Raw genomic sequence first — 22354 nt, forward strand, 5'->3', positions numbered from 1 at the left:
GAGTGATAAAGCCCAGTACACCGTGTATTCGAAGGAGATGAGCAATGGCGGAACAAGCCATCAAAGATAAAACCGCCATCACCGGCATCGGCTGGACGGCGTTTACGCGCAAGTCCGGGGTGCGCACGCTGACGCTGGCGGCGGAGGCGAGCCTCAAGGCCATCAGCGATGCGGGGCTCAATGTCCAGGACATCGACGGCGTTGTTTCTTATTTCCACAAGCGGCCGGAATCCAAAGAAGTAGAAGAGCTGACCAAGATGCTGGGAATTAAGCAGTGCAACTTTCAGCTCTATAGCGACGGCGGCGGCGGTTGGAACTGCGCCGCAGTGTTGTCGGCGGCGATGATGGTGCATTCGGGCATTTGCAAAAACGTGCTCGTCTTCAAAGCGCAGAATCGCTACAGCGAAGGGCGAGTGGCGCGGACCGAGCGCGCTCGCGATGTCAGTGGGCCTGATCAATTCACCATGCCGTTCGGACAGCACCATGCGGCGGCGCATTTTGGGCCCCATGCCACTGCGCATATGGCGAAGTACGGCACGAGTTCACTGGATTTTGCGCATCTCGCGGTCACCGAGCGCGAGCATGCGATGGTCAACAAAAAAGCCATGATGCGCAAGCCGCTCACCATCGAAGAGCATCAGAGCTCGCGCTGGGTGATTTATCCGTTTCGTCTGTTCGATTGCTGCCAGGAGACCGATGGCGCGGTGGCGCTGGTGGTGAGCTCGGCTGAGCGCGCAAAGGATATGAAGCACACGCCGGTTTACATCATGTCGGGCGTCGGCGGTGTAGGTAAAACTTCGGGATGGTGGGAAACGAATGGGGTGAAAACTGCACCCAAACTCTACGAAGGCGCGGGCATCACGCCAAAAGACGTGAGCTTCGCGGAGATCTACGATCCGTTCACGTTCATGTGCATGACCCACCTGGAAGACTTGCTGCAAGTGCCCAAGGGCGAGATCGGCCCGTGGGTGCGCGCTGGTCATAACAAGCTCGACGGCTCGCTGCCGGTAAATACGCACGGGGGGCTCTTGTCAGAAGGCCACATCGCGGGGCTCAACCATTTCATTGAAGCGGTGCAGCAGCTTCGGCCCGAAGGTGTCATCGACGATCTGTGCGAAGGGCCGCACAGCTACGATCGCGCGAAGTGCCGGCAAGTGAAGAATCCGAATATCGCGCTGCTCTGCGGCGAATGCGTCGACAGCGCTATCTTGCTGAGAAAGGCATGAACATGGAAGCCTACGCCAAGCCGCTGCCGCAAACCGACATCGATACCCAGCCCTTCTGGGACGGCTGCAAACGCCACGAGCTAATCGCGCAGCAATGCAAAAGCTGCAGCGAATACCGCTGGCCGCCGCAGCCCTTTTGCCCGCACTGCTACAGTTGGGATTACGCTTGGAACAAACTTCGCGAGACCGGCAAAGTGACAACGTTTGTGGTGGTGCACTATGCTGCCGTCACCGCATTTCAGCCGGACCTGCCCTACGTCGTGGCGCACATCATGATCGACGGGACTAACGATCATGTGGAAGTGTGCAGCAACGTGATCGGCTGTTCGTGGGAAGAGGTGAGAGTCGGCATGGCGGTGCGCGTAGTGTTCGATGATGTCACGACGGAAGCGACCCTGCCGAAGTTCCGTCCGGTTTGATTCGGAATCGGGGAACTTAACCGCAAGCAGCGCATAAGGCGCAGAATAAAAACTAGCGGAATATCTCGCGCAGAGGCGCTGAGCCCGCACAGTTTGCAATTGTAAACAGGGAAGCGTGCATGTTAGTCCGAGAGCGCTCGAATCAGCCGCTCGGCTGAGTCTCTGCCGCGCGGGAACGGCGCGACAATGACCCGCGTGCAACCGGCGGAAAAATACTCGTCGATGGTTTTGCGGATATCCGCACCACTTCCTGCGGCGACAAACGTCGTTGCCAAGCCCTCGCTGATCTGTTCCTGAGCGCGCTTGGTCTCGCCGCGCTCAACCAGGTCTTTCAGCTCTCGCAGCTCATCGTGAAATTTCGGCGACTGCGTGCCGATCATCCGGTCGGGGTTGCTGCGAAACCTTTGCATGAAAGTCGCGCGGGCATGACTGAGGGCTTCGGCGCGGTTGTCGTTGGCGCAGCAAGTGGTGATGGCTGTCAGTTCCAATGCGTCGGGGTTGCGTCCCGCCTTGCGGGCGGCGTCGCGGAACTGATGTGTCGAAAAATTGGCCACGTAGTACGGCGAGACGACATTTGTCAGCAAGCCATCGGCAACCTCGCCGGCCAGGGCGACCATGCGGGGGCGCGTCGCACCGACATAGATGGGCAAATGCTTCGGCGCTTTATGCACGCCGAGCCTGCTGTTCACGCCAGAAAAAACCGGGCCATCATGGGTAAATTTTTCGCCGGTGAGCGCCTTGCGAACAAACTGCACGTACTCGCGGCAGCGCGCCAGTGGCGCCCGCAGGGGAATGCCGTGCGCCAGATCATTCCACGGGTGATGGCCGACGCTGAGACCCAGACGGGCGCGGCCGCCGGAGAGTTCATCCAAAGTTGCGGCGCCCATGGCGATCTGAAACGCCGAGCGGGTGTAGACGTTGACGATCGCTGTGCCGATGCCAATGCGTTTGGTCGTCGTCGCCATCGCAGCGAGCATCGCCATCGAGTCGCGGCCGATGTCTTCGTTTAGCCAGACGCTTTCAAATCCGGCTGCTTCAGCTTGGCGCGCAAGATCGAGCACGTCCTGCGCCGACAAAGCGCAGTCGAGGCCATCGTCTTTGAAGTCGATGCCGATCCGTTGATTCAAGCCCATCCTTCGCTCCCGGATTTCCTCGCGCAAAGGCGCCAAGAACGCAAAGTTTGCTCGCCCCTACAAATCCAAATTCTTATTTTGCGCCTTTTGCGCTTTTTGCGGTTAATTCTCCGATCCCCGAACTACTTCAGAAACTCTTTCTCAAAATAGTCGCCCCACTCATTGCTTTTGTCGTAAAGGATTTCCGGGCCCAAGTAATTTGCCTTTTTGAAGCGCACACCTGGTTTCAAGTCGGCTTGCAACGCCGCAATCTCTGGATGCGCGGGCAAATAGTTCGCCGCTTGAAAGACGCGCTGGCCGCGCCGTGACAGGACGAAATCCATGAACAGCATCGCCGCGTAAGGGTGCGGCGCGTTTTTCGCAAGCCCAATCGCATTGTTGGTCGCCGTCACCGGCTCTAGTGGCTGCCATTCCACCGGCGCACCAGCGGCTTTACTGATGTAGGCATGGTGATTAAAGATCTGGACCGCCATCGGATATTCACCGGCAATCACCAAGTCGAGAATCTGCCGCGCGCTGGCGGTGGTCTTGACGATGTTTTGCTGCCTGAGTTTTTGCAGGTAGGCTTTGCCGGCTTCCTGTCCCATGCTGACGAGGATGTTGCCGATAAATTGCGGCGCGCCGGAGCCGCGGCTGGTGGACCACATCATTTGTCCTTTCCAGCGCGGGTTAAGCAGGTCTTCGTAGGTTTTCGGCAGCTCGGCGGCTTTGACGTTGCGCGTGTTGTAACCCAGCGTCATGAAGTAAACGTTGGTACTGCCCCAAAATCCTTTTGGGTCTCGTAACTCTGGCGGATATTCGGCAATCGGCGGCGAATAAAAACGCTGCATCAAGCCGGCGCGCTGCAGCATGGTTGCCGCGGCGCTGCCGCTGACGATATCGGCTTCGTATTTTTTTGCCTGATATTCGGTGATCATGCGCTGCGCCAAGCGGTCGGCGTTGGCGCGGAAAAATTCCACCTGGACAAACGGATATTCCTTCTCGAAAGCGTCTTTGACCGGGCGCACGACCTGATCGACGATCAAGCCAGTGTAAAAAGATACCTTGCCTTCTTTCTTGGCGCCTTCGATGAGAAGCTTCTCGCGGTTGGGCGATTTCATTAGCGCCACGTCTTCGACGCTGGCGGCTGTGGCTAAACTAAAGCCACTGAGAATGAGAGATGCAGACAGGAGAACAATTAGGTTTCGAATCATTGGATCCTCCTCTCGATTTGTCAGGGCTGCGGGCCTATGGCAAGATTCTTAGGAGCCCTTCGACAAGCTCAGGCGAACAGATCAAGCGTCGTCTCGCTACATGCGATCCGTTCATGCTGTGCCGGTCGAAGCATGTTCCCCCTCTTGCTGTCGGGCTGCGCGGATTGATCACGCTAGTCCCCGACTGTGGAACTTGTCAACTGTGAATGCGATCCCGCTTATTTCATGAACTGATTCTGAAAATACTCCTGCCATTCGCTGCCCTTCTCGTAGAGCAAGTCAGGGCTCATGTAATTGGCGTTTTTGAATCGGCCCCCGCCTGCTTTGAGATCGGGCTGTAGAGCAGGCATGTCCGGGTGAGTGGCCGCTGATAAGATGCTGGTGAAAACTAGTTGAGCGAGTGCTGCGCAAGCAAACCAAGTTCTTAAACGCGACAAAGTAAAATCTCCTTTGGTTTGGATTCGACAAGCATGCCGAACGCTACCCCTGGAGAGCGTTGGCTGTCAAACGCAGATTCTTTTGCGCCGCGCCCAAATCATGCTATGGTCCGACCACTCGCGGAAGGGAAAATCCGCTTGCCGTTTTCATAATTTATCGGACGGAGGTTCTCATGCCCGGCGCACTCGACGATATTCGCGTGATCGATTTTACCCATGCATTGAACGGCCCCTTCTGCACCATGCTGCTCGGCCATCTCGGCGCGGAAGTTATCAAGATCGAGCCGCCCGCTGGGGATGGCTTTCGCCGCTCGTGGATGCCGCCCAATGCCAAAGTCGATGGCTACGAGTTTCTCTGGGTCAGTCAGAACAAAAAAAGCGTCGTGCTCAATCTCAAAGATCCCAAAGGCGCCGACATCGCGAAGCAACTCATTGCCAAATCGGACATCGTCGTGGAGAACTATCATACCGGCACCATGGAAAAATTCGGGCTGGGCTATGAAGACTTGAAGAAGATCAATCCGCGCATCATTTATTCCTGTTCGCGCGGCTTCGGCGAGACCGGGCCATACAAAGACTACGGCAGCACGGCGCACACAAACAATAGCATGTCCGGCTGGACGCACACCGGCTGGGGCTATAACAAAGCGCCCGGGACGAAAGCGATCGGCATCGGTGACGAAGCCGCCGGCGTCAGCATGGTGTGCGGCATCCTCGCCGCGTTGCACGCACGCCAGCGCACTGGCGAGGGGCAGCGCATTGTCGTGTCGATGCAAGAAGCGCTGATCGGTTTCATGATCAGCGAATGGCACGAGCACTTCATCGGCATCGAGATCGGTAACAAGCCGGTGCCGGCGGCGGACGGATTTTTTACGCTGCGCGTGCCGGATTTGAGCGACGGCCGCTTTGCCAAGCTGGCAAAGTTCATGGGGCGCGAAGATCTCGTGCAAGATGCCCGCTTCGCCACCGAGGCGGCGCGCAAACAAAATCGCAACGAGCTGTACAATTTGGTAAAGGCTTGGATCGCCACCAAACCGCGCCAAGAACTTTGGGATGGCTTGCGCGCCATCGACTATTTCGGTGCGCCAGTGTTGTCCATGGGCGAAGTGATCGAAGACCAGCACATCAAAGAGCGCAAAGCGTTCACGGACGTTGACCATCCAACCGCCGGACCGGTGAAAATGTTGGCACCATGGATCCACATGTCCAAGACACCGGCAAGCATCCGCAGCCAGTCGCCAACGCTGGGGCAGCACACGGACGAGGTGTTGAAGGGAGTGTTGGGATTAGGCGCAGAGGAACTGAGCAAGCTTAAAAGTGACGGGGTGGTGAAATAGTACCAAGTCGGGTGATTGCGTTTCTAATCCTCGCCCCGGTTTCGGGGGAGAGTTAGAGAGGGGGCCGTTTAGGAGCAGCCCCTATCTTGATCTTGCCCCGAGGGAGACTTGTGTCGCCATTGTCATGAGCCGAAGGCGAAGAATATGCTTCATGTAGCTGGCGGAAAAGCAGATCCTTCACTACTGCTCAGGATGACGAAACGAGCGATGCTTGGCATTACGACGCAGTCTCAAAAGGGGAAGGCTGCAAACGGAGAGCCGATATCATGAGCGACTTACTGCCCATCAACGAAATCGCCCACAAACTCGGTCTGCGCGACGACGACATCGAAACCTACGGACGCCACACGGCCAAAGTTCGGCTCGAGTGTTTGCCGGCGCAAGGGACTGCTCCCAAGGGCAAGTTGATTCTGGTTACGGGCATCACCCCGACCAGCGCCGGTGAAGGTAAGACGGTCACGACAATTGGTTTAGCCCAAGCGCTGGAAAAGCTTGGCAAGAAATCGGTGGCGACGCTGCGCGAGCCGTCGCTTGGGCCAGTGTTCGGCGTCAAAGGCGGCGCCACCGGCGGTGGTCGGTCACAAGTTCAGCCCTACGAAAAAATTAACTTGCATTTCAACGGTGACAAACATGCGGTGACTTCGGCGCACAATCTGCTCGCCGCCATGCTCGACGCCCATGTTTTTTTCGGCAACGAGCCGGGCTTCGATCTCAACAATATCTCCTGGCCCCGCGCCATGGACATGAATGATCGGGCGCTGCGCAATATCAAGATTGGCCTCGGCGGCAAAGCCGATGGCGTGCCGCGCGATTCGCGCTTTATCATTACCGCTGCTTCCGAAATCATGGCGGTCTTGGCGTTGGCGGAATCGCGTGCTGACTTCGAGCGGCGCTTGGGCGAGATCACGATTGGCTATACCGGCGCAGGTAAGCCAATTCGGGCGAAGGATTTGCAGGCCGTTGGCGCCATGATGGTGTTGCTAAACGAAACGCTAATGCCGAATTTGGTGCAGACCACCGAGCACACGCCCGCGCTGATTCACGCCGGGCCGTTTGCCAATATCGCCCATGGCACGAGCAGCATCATCGCCCAGCGCATCGCGCTGGACCGCGCCGAATATGTGGTGAATGAAGCCGGTTTCGCTTCCGATCTCGGCGGCGAGAAATATATCGACATCGTGATGCCGTCGTCTGGAATCAAGCCCAGCGCCGCGGTTTTGGTTGCGACGATTAAAGCACTGCGCCGCCACGACGCCGCCAACACCGACATAAAGCCCGGCCTGGAAAACCTCGCCAAGCATGTCGACAATTTGCGCAAGTATCATTTGCCCGCGGTGGTCGGCTTGAATCGATTTGCCGACGATCGCGATGCCGATATTCAAACCGTCAAGGATTGCTGCAAGGAGCTCGGTGTTGAGTTTGCCGTGAACGAGGTGTTCAGCAAAGGCGGTGCAGGCGGTGCGGAGCTGGGAGAAAAAATCATCGGCGCTGCGGCCAAAGCCAATCCGGCGGAGATCAAGCCGCTGTATGCCGCGAATGATCCGTTCACTCAGAAGATCGCTACGATCGCTCGCGAAGTCTACGGCGCCGACGGCGTAACGTTTAAGGATGCAGCGAAAAGCAAACTTGATAAATTTGCCGGAATGGGTTTTGGCCACTTTCCGGTGTGCATCGCCAAGACGCAAAACTCCTTGTCCGACGATCCGAAAAAACTCGGCGCGCCGAAGGGTTGGACGTTGACAATCAGCGACGCGCATTTGTCGAGCGGCGCAGGTTTTGTGGTTTGCATAGCCGGCAACATGCTGCTGATGCCGGGGTTGGGTAAAGTGCCGCAAGCGGTGAAAATGAGTGTCAATGCCAGTGGGGTCATCGAAGGTTTGGGTTGAGCGGAACAGTCCGCTGAAACCCAAGAATGCTTCGACTCGTTAATTTTGTTCCGTTCGTCCTGAGCTTGTCGAAGCACTCCGGTGGGGTTTACATGGAACTCTAAAAGGGAATCGTATGGCTTCAATGACGGATCTAAATACCATGCGCGTCGACCAGGTGGGCAGCTTGCTACGGCCGCAAAAAATCAAAGATGCTTTCGCCAAATATGGCGCGGGCGAAATCGGCGAAGACGATCTGCGCAAAGTCCAGGACGAGGTGATTCGCGACGTAATTGGGAAACAGGCCGCGCACAATCTGCCGATCGTCGTCGATGGCGAATTTCGCCGCACCAGTTTTATGGAAAGCTTCGCCGTAGTGGCGGGTGTCGAGGAGTGGCAGGCCGGCGCGAAAAGCTACCACGTTATGCTGGCGCGCACGGAGGAAGACAAAGAAGGGACGCACAAGGCGCAGGATCCCATCCTGCTCAATCGCAAGCGCGTGAGCCAGCGTTTGAAACTGATTCACAATACGCTGGTCGACGACTTTCGGTTTTCCCAGAGCGTGAGCGATCGCCCGGTAAAAGTCTCGCTGATCGGGCCGGATCGCATTCAGCAATGTTACGATAGTGATGCCTCGAAGGCGGTTTATCCGTCGACGAATGAATTTCTAAGAGACGTCGTCGCCGTCGAGCGGCAGATGATCGGCGAGTTGGCCCAAGCGGGCTGCCGCTATGTCGGCATCGACGGGCCTGGCTACACGGCCTACGTCGATCCGGATTCGATCGCGGCGATGAGAGCGCGCGGTGAAGAGCCGATGGCGACGATGGAGCGGTCGATTCGCGCCGATAACGAAGTGATCGCGAATTTTCCGGGCGTGACGTTTGGCATTCACATCTGCCGCGGCAATCGCCAAAGCATGTGGCACCGTGAAGGCAAGTATGACGCCATCGCCGAGAAACTCTTTGGTGGCCTGCACCATCAGCGTTTGTTGCTGGAATATGACACCGAGCGCGCTGGCACCTTTGAGCCACTGCGTTTCGTGCCCAAGGGCAAAATCGCCGTGCTCGGGTTGATTACGACCAAGAGCGCGCGCGTCGAAACGGTCGACGAGCTGCGCCGGCGCATCGACGACGCGGCGCGCTTTCTGCCGCTCGAACAATTGGCGCTCAGCCCGCAGTGCGGCTTCGCCTCGAGCATCCGCGGCAATCTGCTCACCGAAGACGATCAGTTCCGCAAATTTGACGTGATGTTGGAGACGGCGCGGCGAGTTTGGGGATGACCTACCAGGCTATGTGCTTCGCGCTACTTCCCTCGATACGTGGCCAATGCCGCTACTACCCTCGATACGCGCTTCGCGCTACTCGGGACAAACGGAATTTTGACCGATTCCCCGAGTAGCGACACAAGTCGCGTATCGAGGGGCTGTTCACACTCGGATACCTCTGGTTCCCTTCCAGTGAGACAAAATGTCCTTACCAGACTGGCTTCGTTTGCTTTTGCTCGCCGCCATCTGGGGCGGCTCGTTTGTGTTTCTGCGCATTGTCGCGCCGGCCCTCGGTCCGATTGTTACTGCTGATTTACGCGTGCTGATCGCCTGGGCGGCGCTGCAGCTCTATTTCCGCGCCATCGGTCTCGACGTCCATTGGCGGCGATTCTGGAGGCAGTACGTTGTCATCGGCATTTTCAATGGGGCGCTGCCGTTTTTTCTGTTCGCCTTTGCGGCGCTGCACATTCCGGCGTCTTACTCGGCGATTCTCAACGCTACGTCGCCTCTGTTTGGCGCGTTGTTCTCCGCGTTTTGGTTGGGCGAAAAGATCACGGCTCAGAAGATCTTGGGATTTTTTCTTGGTCTGGCCGGTGTTGCGCTGGTGACGCGGCTGGGCTCCGGCGCGATTGGCACGATGGCGCTGTGGGCCATCGCTGCCTGTTTGGGCGCTGCTTGCTGTTACGGGATCTCCAGCACCTATGCCAAGGGTTTTGCCGGCGGCGCCAATCCGAAAGCGATTGCCGGCGCGAGCCAACTGGCGGCGGGATTGTTGCTTCTGCCGCTAATTCCGCTTGCACCGCCGCCCGGTCCCATAACGGTTAACATCGCACTTAGCATGCTGACGTTTGCGCTTTTATGCAGCGGCTGGGCGTTTCTTTTGTATTTCCGCTTGATCACCGACGTCGGGGCGACAAAAGCGTTGACCGTGACGTTTTTGATGCCGGCGTTTACGATGATCTGGTCGGCGCTGTTTCTCGGTGAGAGGGTTACAGCGGAGACGATTCTCGGGTGTGTGTTGGTCCTGTGCGGGACCGGGTTGGTGGTGCGGCGTGGGAAAGGATGAATGATGAATTATGAAGGATGAAAGGCGGAAGGCTGAGAATCACCCGTCCTCCCGCCTCCGGGTTTATCGTGAATCAGGCGCTAGCGACGATTTGCTTCAAAGCGCCCGCGGTCTTCCGGTTCGCGCATAGACCACACCACGCGCTGGGTAGCGCAGAAGCGTTTCTCGGCGTCCACCGGCCGGCGCGATCCTTCGAGGTCCACCTGGACGTTGAAGCAAGATTCGCGCGTGCGAAAACGAAAACCGTCATTGGCGGGTACTTGGATCTCATTCATGCCATTGTGAATCGTGTAGTTGCGCAGGGCGCCGGCGATGTTGTTGCCCTCGCGCACATAAATGTTGGTCTCGCACTCGCCGCGGCCGTCGTAGCGCAGGTTGATGCGCCAAAACCGGACGCGCTGTCCCTCAATCACCGGATCGGGCCGCATGTCGAGGTCTTGGATTTGAATGGGCTCGCCGCGCCGGCAGCTGCCGCTGCGGCCCCAGTCGGCCGCCATGGCAGCCGCGTTGAAATCGGCGATGGTCGCCGAAAAAAGCGCCGTTAGAATCATTGCTTTGAGCCAGTCCATAAATGGTCTCCTTTGTTATGGCTATCGGTTAGACGACGGGAACTTTACGTCGCATCAAGTTTCGCCCGCATGCGCGAGTGTGCTCATTGTCCCAAACTGGCCATCAAGCGCCCAAAGCCGGTGATTTTTTCTTTGATGTCGATCAACTTCATGGCGTGCCAGCAGCACGCGACGCTGCTGGTGATGACCGGAATGCCGAGCTCGTCTTCTAGCGGCTGGACGTCGGTTACCGTCGGCCAGCGTGGACAGGGTATGAAAATCCCGTCGGCATCGCGGCCTTTGGCGTAGAGCCGCTTGGCGATTTTGTAGGCCGCATGCACCGGCAAGTCGGTGAGCTTGGCGTTGTTGCTGACGCCGTAGCCGGCGATCTGCAGAACCTCGAATCCGGACTGTTCGAGATGGTGCTTCAATCGTTTGTTCAGCTCGTCAGGATAGGGCGTGCCGACGACGAGTTTTTTACACTTCATCGCTTTTAGCGCTTCCACTTCCGCGGTCAATCCGGCGGACACCGGCACGCCATATTTTTTCGTCAGTTCTTGTCCCAACTCGCGGTCTTTGCCGAAGGGCAAGCGCGTAAACAGCGGTGAGCCACTGAAGATGATCGAATCGCAGTTGTTGTCGACGAGGTCTTTGACAGATTCATCGATGCGTTGCAGCGCCGCCTCAAAGTCATTGTCGACCAGATTGCGCACGGTGCCCGTGGTGTTCATGATCATGAACCCCTCGGGAAACATTTTGTAGAATTCATAAACCAACGTGTCGCCGCGCGAGGGGGCGACGTGACCAATGCGAGCGCGCCAGCCGTACATTTGAATCCTCCTGGTCAAGCCCCACGATAACGCCTCGCGCTACTCGGGACGGACGGGATTTTTTTGCCGATTGCCCCGAGTGGCGACGCTAGTCGTGTATCGAGGGGTATTCAATGACTTACTTCACCAGCCGTAAAGCTTCGCCGGGTTCTCACTCAAAATCTTATTGCGCGTGGTTTCGTCTGGCGCCGCGGCTAATAGAAAATCCACCAAATCGCCGTCGTTGGGCGTCGCTACGGTAATGCTGGCGTGGGGCCAGTTGGTGCCCCAGACGACGTGGTCCGGGCGGGCGGCGATGAGCGCTTGGATGACTCCGACCATATCGGCGTAGTCAGGCGTGCCGGTTTTTGAGAGCTGGTAGAAACTGTAGAGGTTGATCCAGGCGTGCTCTTCGTTTTTTAAAATCGCGATCAGTTCGGCAAACTCCTTATCGCCATGTTTGTGTTGGTCGGGCTCGGCGTGGGCGACGTGGTCAAAGAGATAGGGAACTTTGAGGGAACTGAGAAATGGCGTGGTGGCGATGACTTCCTGCATGGATTCAGACATGAACTCGATATGCCACCCGAAGCCTTGTGTGCGCTCCATCATGCGCGGGGTTTCTTTGACGCTCATGCCGCCGCGGCTCGGGGGATTTCTGCCTTTGATGCGAAAGCCGGTGATGCCGCCGTTTGTTAATTTTTCCAACTCGGCATCGCTGATGTTGGGATCGAGCTGCGCCAGTCCTTTGAAGCGGCCGTTCATGCGCGCGATGGCGTCCAGTGTGATTTGATTATTCGTGCCATTGCCGCTGCCGGTGACGATGACGGCGCGCTCTAAGCCGAGCGCGTCCTGCACTTTCAGATAATGATCTAGCGTACAGTGTGGGTCGGGGTCGTAGTGGCGCTCGGGAACCAAAGGATAGCAGTCGAACGGCCCGTAGATATGCAAATGAGTATCGCAGGCGCCGGGCGGCAGCTTGAAACTCGGCCTGCGAGTATTGGGGTCGGGTGGTTTTACCTGGCGCATGATGGCCGCCAATGTAGAACAACATCCGTTCATGGTTCAAGCGTTGAACAACGAAATTGAGCGAAGACCCGAAACTCGAAAGCTAGAACCCGAAACAGCGCGGCGAAGCCGCGCCGCGCGGCTTGACCTGCTCGGCTGATTTCCCTACTCTCGCTTTGGACCACTCGACTACGGAGGTGCACAATGAGCAAGGATCTGCAACTATTTCTCCTGACCGCCGAGCGACTTTTGCGCTGCCGCTGGGATGGCAAGTCCGACAACGTCGAAATCATCAACAGCGCGATGGATGGTGAGACCATCCGCGAAGTCGCGCGCGATCCTTTCAACCCGAAAAAACTTTATGCGGCGACGCTGACCGAGATTCACATCAGCGAGGACGAGGGCGTGACCTGGAAGTGGCTGCCGTCGGGCGGCATCGACCGGCGCGATATCTGGTGCATGGCGGTGCATCCGACACGCAAGGATGAAATCTACGTCGGCACGCTGCCGGCTTCGGTCTACGTCAGCGAAAACGGCGGCCGCTCGTTCACCGAGCTATCGACGTTTCGCAATTTACCCGATTACAACCGCTGGACCTTCCCGCCCGGCGCCCATGTGGCGCACGCGCGCTGCATCGTGCTCGACGCCCGCGTGCCCGACGAAATCATCGTCGGCATCGAAGAGGGCGGTGTGGCGCGCAGCCGCAACCGCGGCGCGACTTGGGAAGATATCAGCGGGCCGTGGAGCTTGACGGCGTACCCAAAGTTTAACGATCCGGCGGCCGTCGTTCCTTACGAGATGGGTCAGCATGAAGAGGGGCGGGTCTACCGCGACGTGCACTGGGTGACCCGCCATCCGAAGGACTTGGACACGCTTTATGCCAGCACAGGCATCGGCACTTACCGGACCACTGACGGCGGTAAAAATTGGATCAAATGCGAGTACGGTCTCGGCCGCGCCTATGCGATTCCAATGATCAATCATGCGGCAGCGCCGGACCGCGTCTTCCTCGGCGCCGCGGAGAATGGCCCGGCGACCTGGGCCGGCTACCGCACCGTGCGCGCTGGCCCTTACAACACAGTAAAGTTTAGCCAGCTCCGTCTGGCGGAAACCGGCGGCGCCAAAACGCAGATTCTGCGCAGCGACGATGCCGGCAAGAATTGGACTTTTTTGAAGACCGGGTTGCCGGCGGGACACGAACATATGACTTGCGGCTTTGCGATACACCCCGACGACCCCAACACACTATGCGTCGGCTACACCGACGGCTCGGTCTACGCGACCACCGACGGCGGCGCCAACTGGCGGCGTCTCGTGGTCTCGCAGCCAAAGCTCTACGGCGTACGCTTGTTGGCCGCCGCGTGAAGCAAGAGCTCACCACCTCAAGCATCAAAGCATGAATCATCAAGGAGGAAGGACAAATAGCAACATGGAGAAAATGAACTCATGGGCAATGGTTTTGCCGACAGTATTGGCAACTATTTGGCTGGCTGGCTGCGCGCCAAGCATCAACCCGAGATTCGATGAATATGGCATGCCAAAGTGGACATTCGAGAATCCCGACGCCGAAAAAAACGCACCGATGGCGTCAAAGCCGGTGCCGACGGTTACAGGAGGCAGTCTCGATGATCTGCGCAGTGGGCAGAGCAGCGTCACTCCGGCGTCGAGTCCGTTGAGAGAGATTTATTTTGGCTTCGATAGCTCAGAATTGAGCGCCGAGGCGCGCAAAATTCTCAGCGCCAGTGGTGAATGGCTGAAAGCCAACCCGGCGGCGCGTGTGCAGATCGAAGGTCACTGCGACCAGCGCGGCACCGTCGAGTACAATCTCGCACTGGGTTCGCGGCGCGCCCAAGCGGCGCTGGATTTTCTGGCAACGTTGGGCATCGGCAAAGAGCGTTTGAATACCATCAGCTACGGTCAGGAGATTCCGGTGTGCACGGACAAGAACGAAGGCTGTTGGGCCAAGAACCGGCGGGCGCGCTTCGTGATTGCTGCGAGTAAGTCGACAACATAGGACTCTTCACCACGAAGACGCGAAGTACACGAAGTTCGGAAAAGTCGTTCTTTTCTCCGATCTTCGTGTCTTTGTGGTGAGTAAGTGTTTTCAGAAAGGCTACAGATCATGAAATACGGATGGCGCGCGCGAGTTGGCCATATCGCGCCGGCGATTCTCGACACTTCCGGCGAAGAGATGCGCAAACTCTTACCCGAGGGTGTCTTGCACGTCGGCTTGACGATCAGCGAGCCGATTCAAACGCTCGGTGCGGAGCAGGCGGCTTCGGCCTTCGACCGCATGGTCGACGCCGGCAAGCGTTTGGCCGCTGAGAAAGTCGATGTGTTGATCTGCGGCGGCGCGCCGGTGGCGTTGGCGAAGGGGCCGAACGGCGATGCTGAGCTTGGCGCGCTCTTGCGCCGCGAAACGAATTTGCCAGTGGTGATGGCCAACGGCGCTGTGGTCGAAGCGCTGCGTTTGCTTGGCGCGCGCTCAGTTTTGGCCGTGAGCCCGTTTATCGATGCGCGCAATCAGGAGATCAAGAATTTTCTCGAAGCCAGCGGCTTCAAAGTGCCAGCGACCAAGGGGCTAGGGTTAACAAAGAACATCGATTTTGCCAGCCAATCGGCCGACGCAGCCTATACGCTTGGCCGCGACCTGGCGCGGCTGCATCCCGAAGCGGACGCGATCTATATCGCCTGCCCGCGCTGGCCGAGCGTCGACATCATCGCACCGCTGGAAGCTGACAGCGGCAAGGCCGTCGTGGCCGCGCCAGCGGTGATGGTGTGGGGCGCGTTGAAGGCGCTGCGCATTTTTGATTGCCGGCCAGGGTATGGGCGGTTGATGGAGGAGTTGCGGACTGGCGGGCCGGCGCGATGATAAAGGGAAAAGTCTTAGCGTCTAGAGTCTAACGGCTTTGGGTCTAGCGGTTTTGGGCTCCGGACGTCTAACGCCGGACTCTAGACGCCAAACCGCAGATGTTAAACGATCTATCTTATGGCTGATTTGCAACAACAACTGTTGGCGCTCGCCGACAAAGGTACCGTGGAGCATCGGGCGGCCGCGCTCCTGGTCCTTGGCGCGCTCAAGCTCGATAACGCTGCCGTTGCTAAGACGGTCGCGGCGAGCCTTAGCAATCCCAACCCGGTTATTAAGGATTATGCGCTGCGCTATTTCGAAACGATTCAAGCGAAGAACGGTCCTGCACTGCTGATTCCGTTGCTCGAAGATCCGGACAGAGACATTCAAGAACGTGCCGTTAAGTTATTGACTACGGCGGGGCAGCCCGTCGTGCAACCCTTGCTCCAGCGTTTGTCCGCCGCACCACGCCTTGGACAGGTCAACGGCGCGCGGGTGCTTTGCGCGGTGCGCGGCAAGGGTGCCCTGAAGGGTCTGTTGCAAATGCTGCTTAGCGGCAGCGATGAGTTGAACAAAACGATCTGCGATTTTCTGACACCCGTGGTGCGCGAGCAGAGTGACAAAGAACAGGAACAATTCTTCGAAGAAGTCGAAGCCTTTGCCGACGATCTCGACGTGAAGCAGCAGCGGCCAGCCGCGGTGTCGGCGATGCGCCTGCTCGGCATGCTTGGCCGGCCGGGCGCGCGCAAGTGGCTCTTCAAATTCATTGGCGCGGAGCAGCCGCCAATCATTCGTTCGCATGCGCTGGTCGCGCTGTTGCGTTGCCTGCGCGATCAAGATCTCCGCAAAGACGAGTACGCCAAACTGCTGCCGCTGCTCGAAGAAAATGAATTCACCGAGATGACGCGGCTCGCCCTCGAATTGCTCGACATTCACGGACTGCCGGATGAATCGCGCGCGTTGCTGTCGAAATTGATGCAGAGCCCACACAACGACGTGCAGAAATTTGCTCTGCGCCAGATGGGCGAGGTGGGCACCCCGGGCACGGTGCGCACGTTGGTTGAGCAATTGGGCGACGCCGACTACCGCAAGCGCGACGTGGCGGCGAGCTCGCTGCGCAAGATTCCCGAAGCGCGCACGGCGTTGATCAAAGAGTTGCTCGCCTGCGAGGACGCCAGCAAAGCTTGGAGCATCGTCGAGCTGTTGCCATCGTTCGAGGGCAAGTGGCGCCAGGACACCATCGATGCCTTATGGAAGCGGCTGCAGAAAGCGATCGATAGCGAGGAGCGCATTCAAGCAGCGTTCTTGCACGCGCTAAAGCAGGCCGACGGTGAGTTTGTTTACGATAAGCTTGCCGAGCAAGGGGGCAAACTGGTCAAAGCGAAGAAGTACAAGGAAGCGGTGCCGTTTTTGACGCCGCTGAAAGAGCTGGCTCAATTCAAGCCCGAGGACAAGTTCCAGCTTGCGCTGGCGCAGTTGAAGCGGCATGCCCACACGGTGGCGAGCCATCGCCAACATCCGGGCGTCGATCTGGTTGTCGACCTCTATCGCAACAGTGCTTTCCCGCTATTCGAGACCTTGAAGAAAGAAAAGAACTTTAGCCCGGAAGAATATTTCGCGCTCGGTTTCAATTTGGTCGAACGCCAGGGTGAAGAACGCAATCTCGGGCGCGAGTTGTTAGAACATGTGGCCGAGAAATTTCCCCGCAATAAGATTGGCAAGAACGCCAAAAACAAGCTGAAGTTGCTAGCTCAATAAAGAGCGACGGATGCCCGCGCCGGGCATTTCGACGGCTATCTCCTGCCTGCCTAGAATTTGTTCGCGTCGCTCAACTTCTGTGCAGTTGTATAAGCTTCCGACTGGTTCTCGGGGCAGCACTGGCCCCAAAGCGCCGGATTTCGCTGGCATCGGCATTGCTCACATTGCACGAGAACGGAAACGCCATGCAGCCATGACGCGAATTTTGCTCGTCGACGATCACCCTCCATCGTGCCGCAGTGCTGTCAGTGTCCTGAACGGCAGGGGTTATGAAGTTATCGCCGAAACCTCGAGCGGTGCGGTATGGGTGCCGCTGGATTGGTCGGCGCAAAAACACCGGATGTAGTGCTCATGGCGGTTGGGCTGCGCGACCTCGATGGCATCAGTGTGGCGCAGCAAATCATGGCCCCGCAGCCGACGCCGATCATTCTACTTACGAGTCGCTGCGATGCCGGGACGATTCGGCGCGCTGTCGCTGCCGGCATCATGGGCTATTTACTCAAGCCACTCCGCGCTGAGGAGCTGCCAGCGGCCATTGAGCTGGCGCTGGTTCGCTTTCACGAGCTCGCGGCGCTGCGCTACGAGAACGGCAATCTGAAGCGGACTTTGGAAGCGCGCAAGTTAATCGAAAAAGCCAAGGGACTCTTGATGGAGCAAAGCGGCTACACTGAAGCGGAAGCATTTTCCTTGATTAAAAGAGAGAGCATGAACCTGCGCCGGCCGATGAAGGAAATCGCCGAGGCCTTGATCCTTTCCGAAGCGGTGAGCAGGAGAGGGAAGGGTTGAAGCTCGCCGGCGCCGACGATTGCCGCGCGAAAATCTCACCCGAGATTTTTCCGCAGATCTCACATTGATCCATCTTCCGCAGATGTGCTTAGGAATTAATCGCAGTGCCTAGTTTCTAAGCAAACCGAACACGCTTTTCTGCACGCACTGCACAGCCATACGCAATAATTCATCATCTTTTCGCGGCCATCCCGCCGCGCCTAGCTCGATAGCCTGCGGCATAAGAGTTGCTATCGCCTGTTACCCGGTGAGGAACACCGGCGTTCTTCGCTCGACCCAACGACGGGTCTCCAACATAAGACAGTAATTTTTCATAGGAGGAGAACCATGGGTCGATTGAGACACCGGCGGCGCGCGGGTCCCTGTGCGCCACTGTACTGGGGCTGCTTGCAGCAACGGCGCGAGGATTCGCTGGTGAGGCGGATCTCGATTTGAAAGTCTTGCGGGAGGAGTTGGCCAAACAGCGGGCTTACATTGAGCAGCTCGAAAAGCGCGTGCAAGCCCAAGAGACGAAGGGCGAAGCTCAGGCGAAGGCGCAAGCGGAGGCCCTCGCCAAGTTGCCCGCGATTGAAGCAGGTTATGAAGACGGTTTTTACATTCGCAGCAAGGATAAGCCGTTTTCTTTGGTCGCTAACGGCTTCGGCCAATTCCGCTACACATTTAACAAGGCCGAGAATACCAGCACCAATCACACGTTTGACGTGGGGCTGGCGCGGTTGGCGCTGTCAGGAAAGGTTTTCGATCCCAAGCTGTCTTATTTTATGCAGATCCAGGGCAGCACGCTTGGCAACAACAACAACATAACCATGCTCGACTGGTGGATGAAATACGGTTACGCGCCGGAGTTTGGCGCGCAAGTCGGCCGCTTCGTGCTGCCGTACAGCCGGCAGTTCTACACGCACCCTGGCAACCTGCTGTTCTCCGATTTATCCGAGGCGGACTACGCGTTCAATTTGCCGCGCTCAATCGGCGCGCATGTTTCCGGAAAAATCGGACCGCTTTCTTACCATGCGGCGGCGCTCAACAGCATTCGCGCTCTCGACGCTCCCGGACAACAGAACTTCTCGAGCCGGATGGGCGCTTTGGGCCGGCTGGAATTAGATATTCTCAAGCCCTATGGATACAACGAAAGCTCTCCCAAGCCGGCCGCCGATCCGGAATTGTCCGTCGGTTTTGCGGCCGCCTATAACCCGATCGAAGGTGGTTCGTCATTTCAAAACCTGGTGCGCAAAGATACCACGACGAACCTGACTCTCGACCTCGGCTTTCGCTGGGAACGGCTGGCGCTGCAGGCGGCGGGTTATTACCGGCATGATCATTTTACCACCCCCGGCCGCTCTTCCGGTGACAACTGGGGTTATTACTCGCAGCTCGGTTTCTATGTGGTTCCGGCGAAGTTGGAGCTGGCTGGCCGTATTTCCGGCGTCGAGTTCGACAAGGCGAACGTCGCTGGAGTGGCGCGGAAAACCACCGCGTATACGGCCGGTCTCAATTATTATTACATCTACGGCCACAATCTGAAGCTGCAGAGCGACTACAGCTTCCTCGACAACAGCAGATTCAGCGGTCAGCCAAGCGTGCGTGATGCGCACCGCATCCGGCTGCAAACTCAATTCTTGTTTTAGGTGCTTTGAAAAATTACGGACTTCACAATAGAGGAGGAATTCATGAATGCTTTTAGGTCGCTGGCTGGGCGTAAGCGGCGCCAGTTTATCAAAATGTTTGCCGTAGCGGCGCTCAGCGTCGGGCTGGCGTTAGCGAGCCTGAATCAGGCGCAGGCGCAAGGCACGATCAAAGTCGGTGTGCTGCATTCGCTCAGCGGCACGATGGCGATTAGCGAGACGGTTTTAAGAGACATGGCGCTGATGGCCTTTGACGAAATCAACGCCAAGGGGGGCGTGCTGGGCAAGAAAATCGAGCCGGTGGTCGTCGATCCAGCGTCGAACTGGCCGTTGTTCGCCGAAAAAGCGCGGCAGTTGATCGCTCAGGACAAAGTCGCTGCGGTGTTTGGCTGCTGGACATCGGTATCGCGCAAGAGCGTCTTGCCGGTTTTCGAAGAGTTGAATGGCCTGCTCTTTTATCCGGTCCAGTACGAAGGCGAAGAGCTGTCAAAAAACGTTTTCTACACCGGCGCAGCGCCGAACCAGCAGGCGATTCCCGCGGTAGAGTATCTGATGTCGAAGGATGGCGGCGGCGCCAAGCGCTTTGTCTTGCTCGGCACCGACTATGTTTATCCACGGACGACCAACAAGATCTTGCGTGCGTTTTTGAAATCGAAAAATATTCCCGAGTCCGACATCATGGAGGAGTACACGCCCTTCGGCCATACGGACTACCAGACCATCATCGGCAAGATCAAAAAATTTGCCGGCGAAGGCAAACGGACCGCGGTGATTTCGACCATCAATGGCGATTCCAACGTGCCCTTCTACAAAGAGCTGGGCAATCAGGGATTGAAAGCCAAGGATGTGCCGGTGGTGGCTTTTTCCGTCGGTGAAGAAGAGCTGCGCGGCGTCGATACCAAACCGCTGGTCGGCCATTTGGCAGCGTGGAATTATTTTCAATCCTTGAAGAATCCGACCAACGAAGAGTTTACCAAGAAATGGTTCGCCTACGCGAAAGCCAAAGGGCTGGCGGGCCATAAAGACAAGCCGCTGACCAATGATCCAATGGAGGCGACTTACATCGGCATCTACATGTGGAAGCAGGCAGTGGAGAAAGCGAAATCGACGGATACGGATAAAGTCATCGGCGCCATGGCGGGGCAGACCTTCAAGGCGCCGTCCGGTTTCACGGCCAAGATGGACGAGAAGAATCATCACCTGCACAAGCCGGTATTCATCGGTGAAGTGAAGGCGGATGGCCAATTTAACGTGGTTTGGAAAACTTCAGGCCCAGTCAAGGCAAAGCCCTGGAGCCCATTCATTGCAGGCAACGAGAAGAAAAAGGACGAGCCTGAGATCGTCGCGAAGAAGTAACTATTTTGCTGGCAGAGGGCGGGTTGTTCGCCCTCTGCGATTTTTAGTCTGCGAACACTAGATGCACTTCATCTCTAAACAGAGACTTGCGGCCGCGGCCTTCTTGGGAGCATTTCTTTTCACCGCGCTCGGCCATGCTCTCGACGAGTCGATGGTCAAGCAGTTGGGCGCCGAGGACGCCGACGCGAGGATCGCAGCGATTAACAAACTGGTGGCGTCAGGGGAGAGCGCGGCGCTGCCTTTGTTTAAGGCGATGCAAGACGACGCGTTGCATCTGTTCAATGGCCGGCCGGTTCTCGTTGGCGACGGCAAAGTCACTGATGCGGTGACTGGAGCGGCCGTGGATGGGGCGGCGGGCAAAACCGAGCAAATTACCGTCAATAATCGGATTCGCGCGGCGCTCGACGGCGCCATAGCCGCGCTCCGGTTGGCGTCTGGCGAGCGTGCCGAACGGCTCGCCGCGGCGAAAACGATCAGCGGCGAACCCAGCGAAGAAATGCTGCCATTGATCAAGACTGCTTTAGAAAAAGAGGCCGATGCGGAAATCAAAGCATTGTTGTCGCAAGCGCGTGCGATTGTTGAATTGAAAAGCAGTGAACCCGCGGTGCGCCGCCAAGTGGTGCAGCTGCTCAGCGCCAGCTCCAACCCCCAGGCCAGGCAGATTCTTAGCTCTCTATTACAAAAAAATAACGACGGCAGTCCGGCGGAGCCGGATGCCGAGGTGCGCGGCGAAGCGCAAAAGGCGCTGGCCGCCATCGAGCAGCGAAACTTGATCCCGCAGATTGCCGGCGCCCTGTTTAGCGGACTCAGCCTGGGCAGTGTGCTGCTGCTCGCCGCCCTGGGCTTGGCGATCACCTTCGGCTTGATGGGCATCATCAACATGGCCCATGGCGAAATGTTGATGCTCGGCGCTTATGCGACCTACTGGGTGCAGACGCTCTTTCGCGTCTACTGGCCGGCAGCGCTCGATTGGTATCTGGTCGCGGCGGTGCCGGCAGCATTTCTGGTCGCTGCGCTAGTCGGCATCGCCCTGGAGCGGTGCGTGATTCGTTTCCTTTACGGCCGTCCGCTGGAAACGCTGCTAACGACCTGGGGCATCAGCTTGATGTTGATCCAAGTCGTGCGCAATGTTTTTGGCGCGCAAAACGTCGAGGTCGCCAACCCCACCTGGATGTCCGGCGGCTTCGATCTGGGCGCCGATGTCGTCTTGCCCTACAATCGTATTGTCATCATCGGTTTTGCCGGCTTCGTATTGTTCTTGGTTTGGCTGTTCTTGGCGCGCACGAGGCTCGGGCTCTATGTGCGCGCGGTGACGCAGAACCGCACCATGGCCGATTGCATGGGGATTCAAACGCCCCGCGTCGACGCGTTGACTTTTGGTCTCGGCTCGGGCATTGCCGGACTGGGTGGCGTCGCGTTGTCGCAGATCGGCAATGTCGGCCCCGACTTGGGGCAAAGTTACATTGTCGACTCTTTCATGGTCGTCGTGCTCGGCGGCGTCGGCCAATTGGCCGGCACCATCGTGGCGGCATTGAGTCTGGGCGAATTAAACAAGTTTCTCGAGCCTTTCGCCGGCGCCGTGCTCGGCAAGATTTTTGTGCTTATCCTAATCATCCTGTTTATCCAAAAAAGGCCGCAGGGCATGTTTGCGCTGAAAGGGCGCACGGCCGACAGCTGAG

19 protein-coding genes are annotated in these 22354 nt (G+C 57.7%); 14 read left to right on the forward strand and 5 right to left on the reverse strand.

Annotation, left to right across the window (positions count from 1 at the left end; all coding sequences use genetic code 11):
- Window positions 1-44: 44 nt before the first annotated feature.
- Both FJ145_08830 and FJ145_08835 read left to right on the forward strand, forming a co-directional pair.
- Window positions 45-1226, forward strand: coding sequence for a hypothetical protein (locus FJ145_08830; GenBank protein ID MBM4261522.1), 1182 nt, complete (start codon window positions 45-47; stop codon window positions 1224-1226).
- Complete coding sequence (locus FJ145_08835) at window positions 1190-1645, forward strand: thiolase (GenBank protein MBM4261523.1); 456 nt, start codon at window positions 1190-1192, stop codon at window positions 1643-1645. The genes FJ145_08830 and FJ145_08835 overlap by 37 nt, the downstream gene beginning before the upstream one ends.
- Before the next feature lie 122 nt (window positions 1646-1767).
- Here FJ145_08835 and FJ145_08840 read toward each other — a convergent pair whose 3' ends face one another.
- Window positions 1768-2778: an LLM class flavin-dependent oxidoreductase gene (locus FJ145_08840; GenBank protein MBM4261524.1), complete on the reverse strand. Its 1011-nt coding sequence runs from the start codon at window positions 2776-2778 to the stop codon at window positions 1768-1770.
- Between the two features lie 122 nt (window positions 2779-2900).
- Complete coding sequence (locus FJ145_08845) at window positions 2901-3971, reverse strand: extracellular solute-binding protein (GenBank protein MBM4261525.1); 1071 nt, start codon at window positions 3969-3971, stop codon at window positions 2901-2903.
- Between the two features lie 610 nt (window positions 3972-4581).
- On the opposite strand from FJ145_08845, the gene FJ145_08850 reads away from it, so the two are divergent.
- The 4 genes from FJ145_08850 to FJ145_08865 all read left to right on the forward strand — a co-directional run bounded on the left by FJ145_08850 (window position 4582) and on the right by FJ145_08865 (window position 9940).
- Window positions 4582-5745, forward strand: a complete 1164-nt coding sequence (locus FJ145_08850; protein ID MBM4261526.1) for a CoA transferase — start codon at window positions 4582-4584, stop codon at window positions 5743-5745.
- A 266-nt stretch (window positions 5746-6011) separates the two neighbouring features.
- Window positions 6012-7631: a formate--tetrahydrofolate ligase gene (locus tag FJ145_08855; GenBank protein ID MBM4261527.1), complete on the forward strand. Its 1620-nt coding sequence runs from the start codon at window positions 6012-6014 to the stop codon at window positions 7629-7631.
- 115 nt (window positions 7632-7746) lie between these two features.
- Window positions 7747-8889, forward strand: a complete 1143-nt coding sequence (locus FJ145_08860) for a methionine synthase (GenBank protein MBM4261528.1) — start codon at window positions 7747-7749, stop codon at window positions 8887-8889.
- A gap of 187 nt (window positions 8890-9076) precedes the next feature.
- A complete protein-coding gene (locus tag FJ145_08865) occupies window positions 9077-9940 on the forward strand; it encodes a DMT family transporter (GenBank protein ID MBM4261529.1) in 864 nt (287 codons plus the stop codon).
- Window positions 9941-10020: 80 nt separating this feature from the next.
- Here FJ145_08865 and FJ145_08870 read toward each other — a convergent pair whose 3' ends face one another.
- The 3 genes from FJ145_08870 to FJ145_08880 form a co-directional block, all read right to left on the reverse strand.
- Entirely contained in the window at window positions 10021-10509 is a 489-nt protein-coding gene (locus FJ145_08870; protein MBM4261530.1) for a hypothetical protein, read from the reverse strand.
- A gap of 83 nt (window positions 10510-10592) precedes the next feature.
- Window positions 10593-11318 (reverse strand): hypothetical protein, encoded by a 726-nt coding sequence (locus tag FJ145_08875; GenBank protein ID MBM4261531.1) that lies wholly within the window; start codon window positions 11316-11318, stop codon window positions 10593-10595.
- Between the two features lie 123 nt (window positions 11319-11441).
- Window positions 11442-12356, reverse strand: coding sequence for a hypothetical protein (locus FJ145_08880; GenBank protein MBM4261532.1), 915 nt, complete (start codon window positions 12354-12356; stop codon window positions 11442-11444).
- A gap of 150 nt (window positions 12357-12506) precedes the next feature.
- Here FJ145_08880 and FJ145_08885 point away from each other — a divergent pair, with 150 nt between their 5' ends.
- From FJ145_08885 to urtB, 8 genes are all read left to right on the forward strand, one after another.
- Window positions 12507-13667: a hypothetical protein gene (locus tag FJ145_08885; GenBank protein ID MBM4261533.1), complete on the forward strand. Its 1161-nt coding sequence runs from the start codon at window positions 12507-12509 to the stop codon at window positions 13665-13667.
- Between the two features lie 31 nt (window positions 13668-13698).
- Window positions 13699-14316, forward strand: coding sequence for a peptidoglycan-associated lipoprotein Pal (pal, locus tag FJ145_08890; GenBank protein MBM4261534.1), 618 nt, complete (start codon window positions 13699-13701; stop codon window positions 14314-14316).
- Window positions 14317-14424: 108 nt separating this feature from the next.
- Window positions 14425-15174 carry a hypothetical protein gene (locus tag FJ145_08895; GenBank protein ID MBM4261535.1) on the forward strand — a complete coding sequence of 250 codons (750 nt, stop codon included), beginning with the start codon at window positions 14425-14427 and terminating at the stop codon, window positions 15172-15174.
- Window positions 15175-15291: 117 nt separating this feature from the next.
- Window positions 15292-16911 carry a hypothetical protein gene (locus tag FJ145_08900; GenBank protein ID MBM4261536.1) on the forward strand — a complete coding sequence of 540 codons (1620 nt, stop codon included), beginning with the start codon at window positions 15292-15294 and terminating at the stop codon, window positions 16909-16911.
- Window positions 16912-17214: 303 nt separating this feature from the next.
- Window positions 17215-17697, forward strand: a complete 483-nt coding sequence (locus FJ145_08905; GenBank protein MBM4261537.1) for an ANTAR domain-containing protein — start codon at window positions 17215-17217, stop codon at window positions 17695-17697.
- Window positions 17698-18032: 335 nt separating this feature from the next.
- On the forward strand, window positions 18033-19322 hold the full coding sequence (locus tag FJ145_08910) for a hypothetical protein (GenBank protein MBM4261538.1): 1290 nt from the start codon (window positions 18033-18035) through the stop codon (window positions 19320-19322).
- 93 nt (window positions 19323-19415) lie between these two features.
- Window positions 19416-20675, forward strand: coding sequence for an urea ABC transporter substrate-binding protein (gene urtA / locus FJ145_08915; GenBank protein MBM4261539.1), 1260 nt, complete (start codon window positions 19416-19418; stop codon window positions 20673-20675).
- A gap of 61 nt (window positions 20676-20736) precedes the next feature.
- Window positions 20737-22353 carry an urea ABC transporter permease subunit UrtB gene (urtB, locus tag FJ145_08920; GenBank protein MBM4261540.1) on the forward strand — a complete coding sequence of 539 codons (1617 nt, stop codon included), beginning with the start codon at window positions 20737-20739 and terminating at the stop codon, window positions 22351-22353.
- Window position 22354: the final 1 nt, after the last annotated feature.

Source organism: Deltaproteobacteria bacterium (assembly GCA_016874755.1).
Taxonomy (GTDB): domain Bacteria; phylum Desulfobacterota; class Binatia; order UBA9968; family UBA9968; genus DP-20.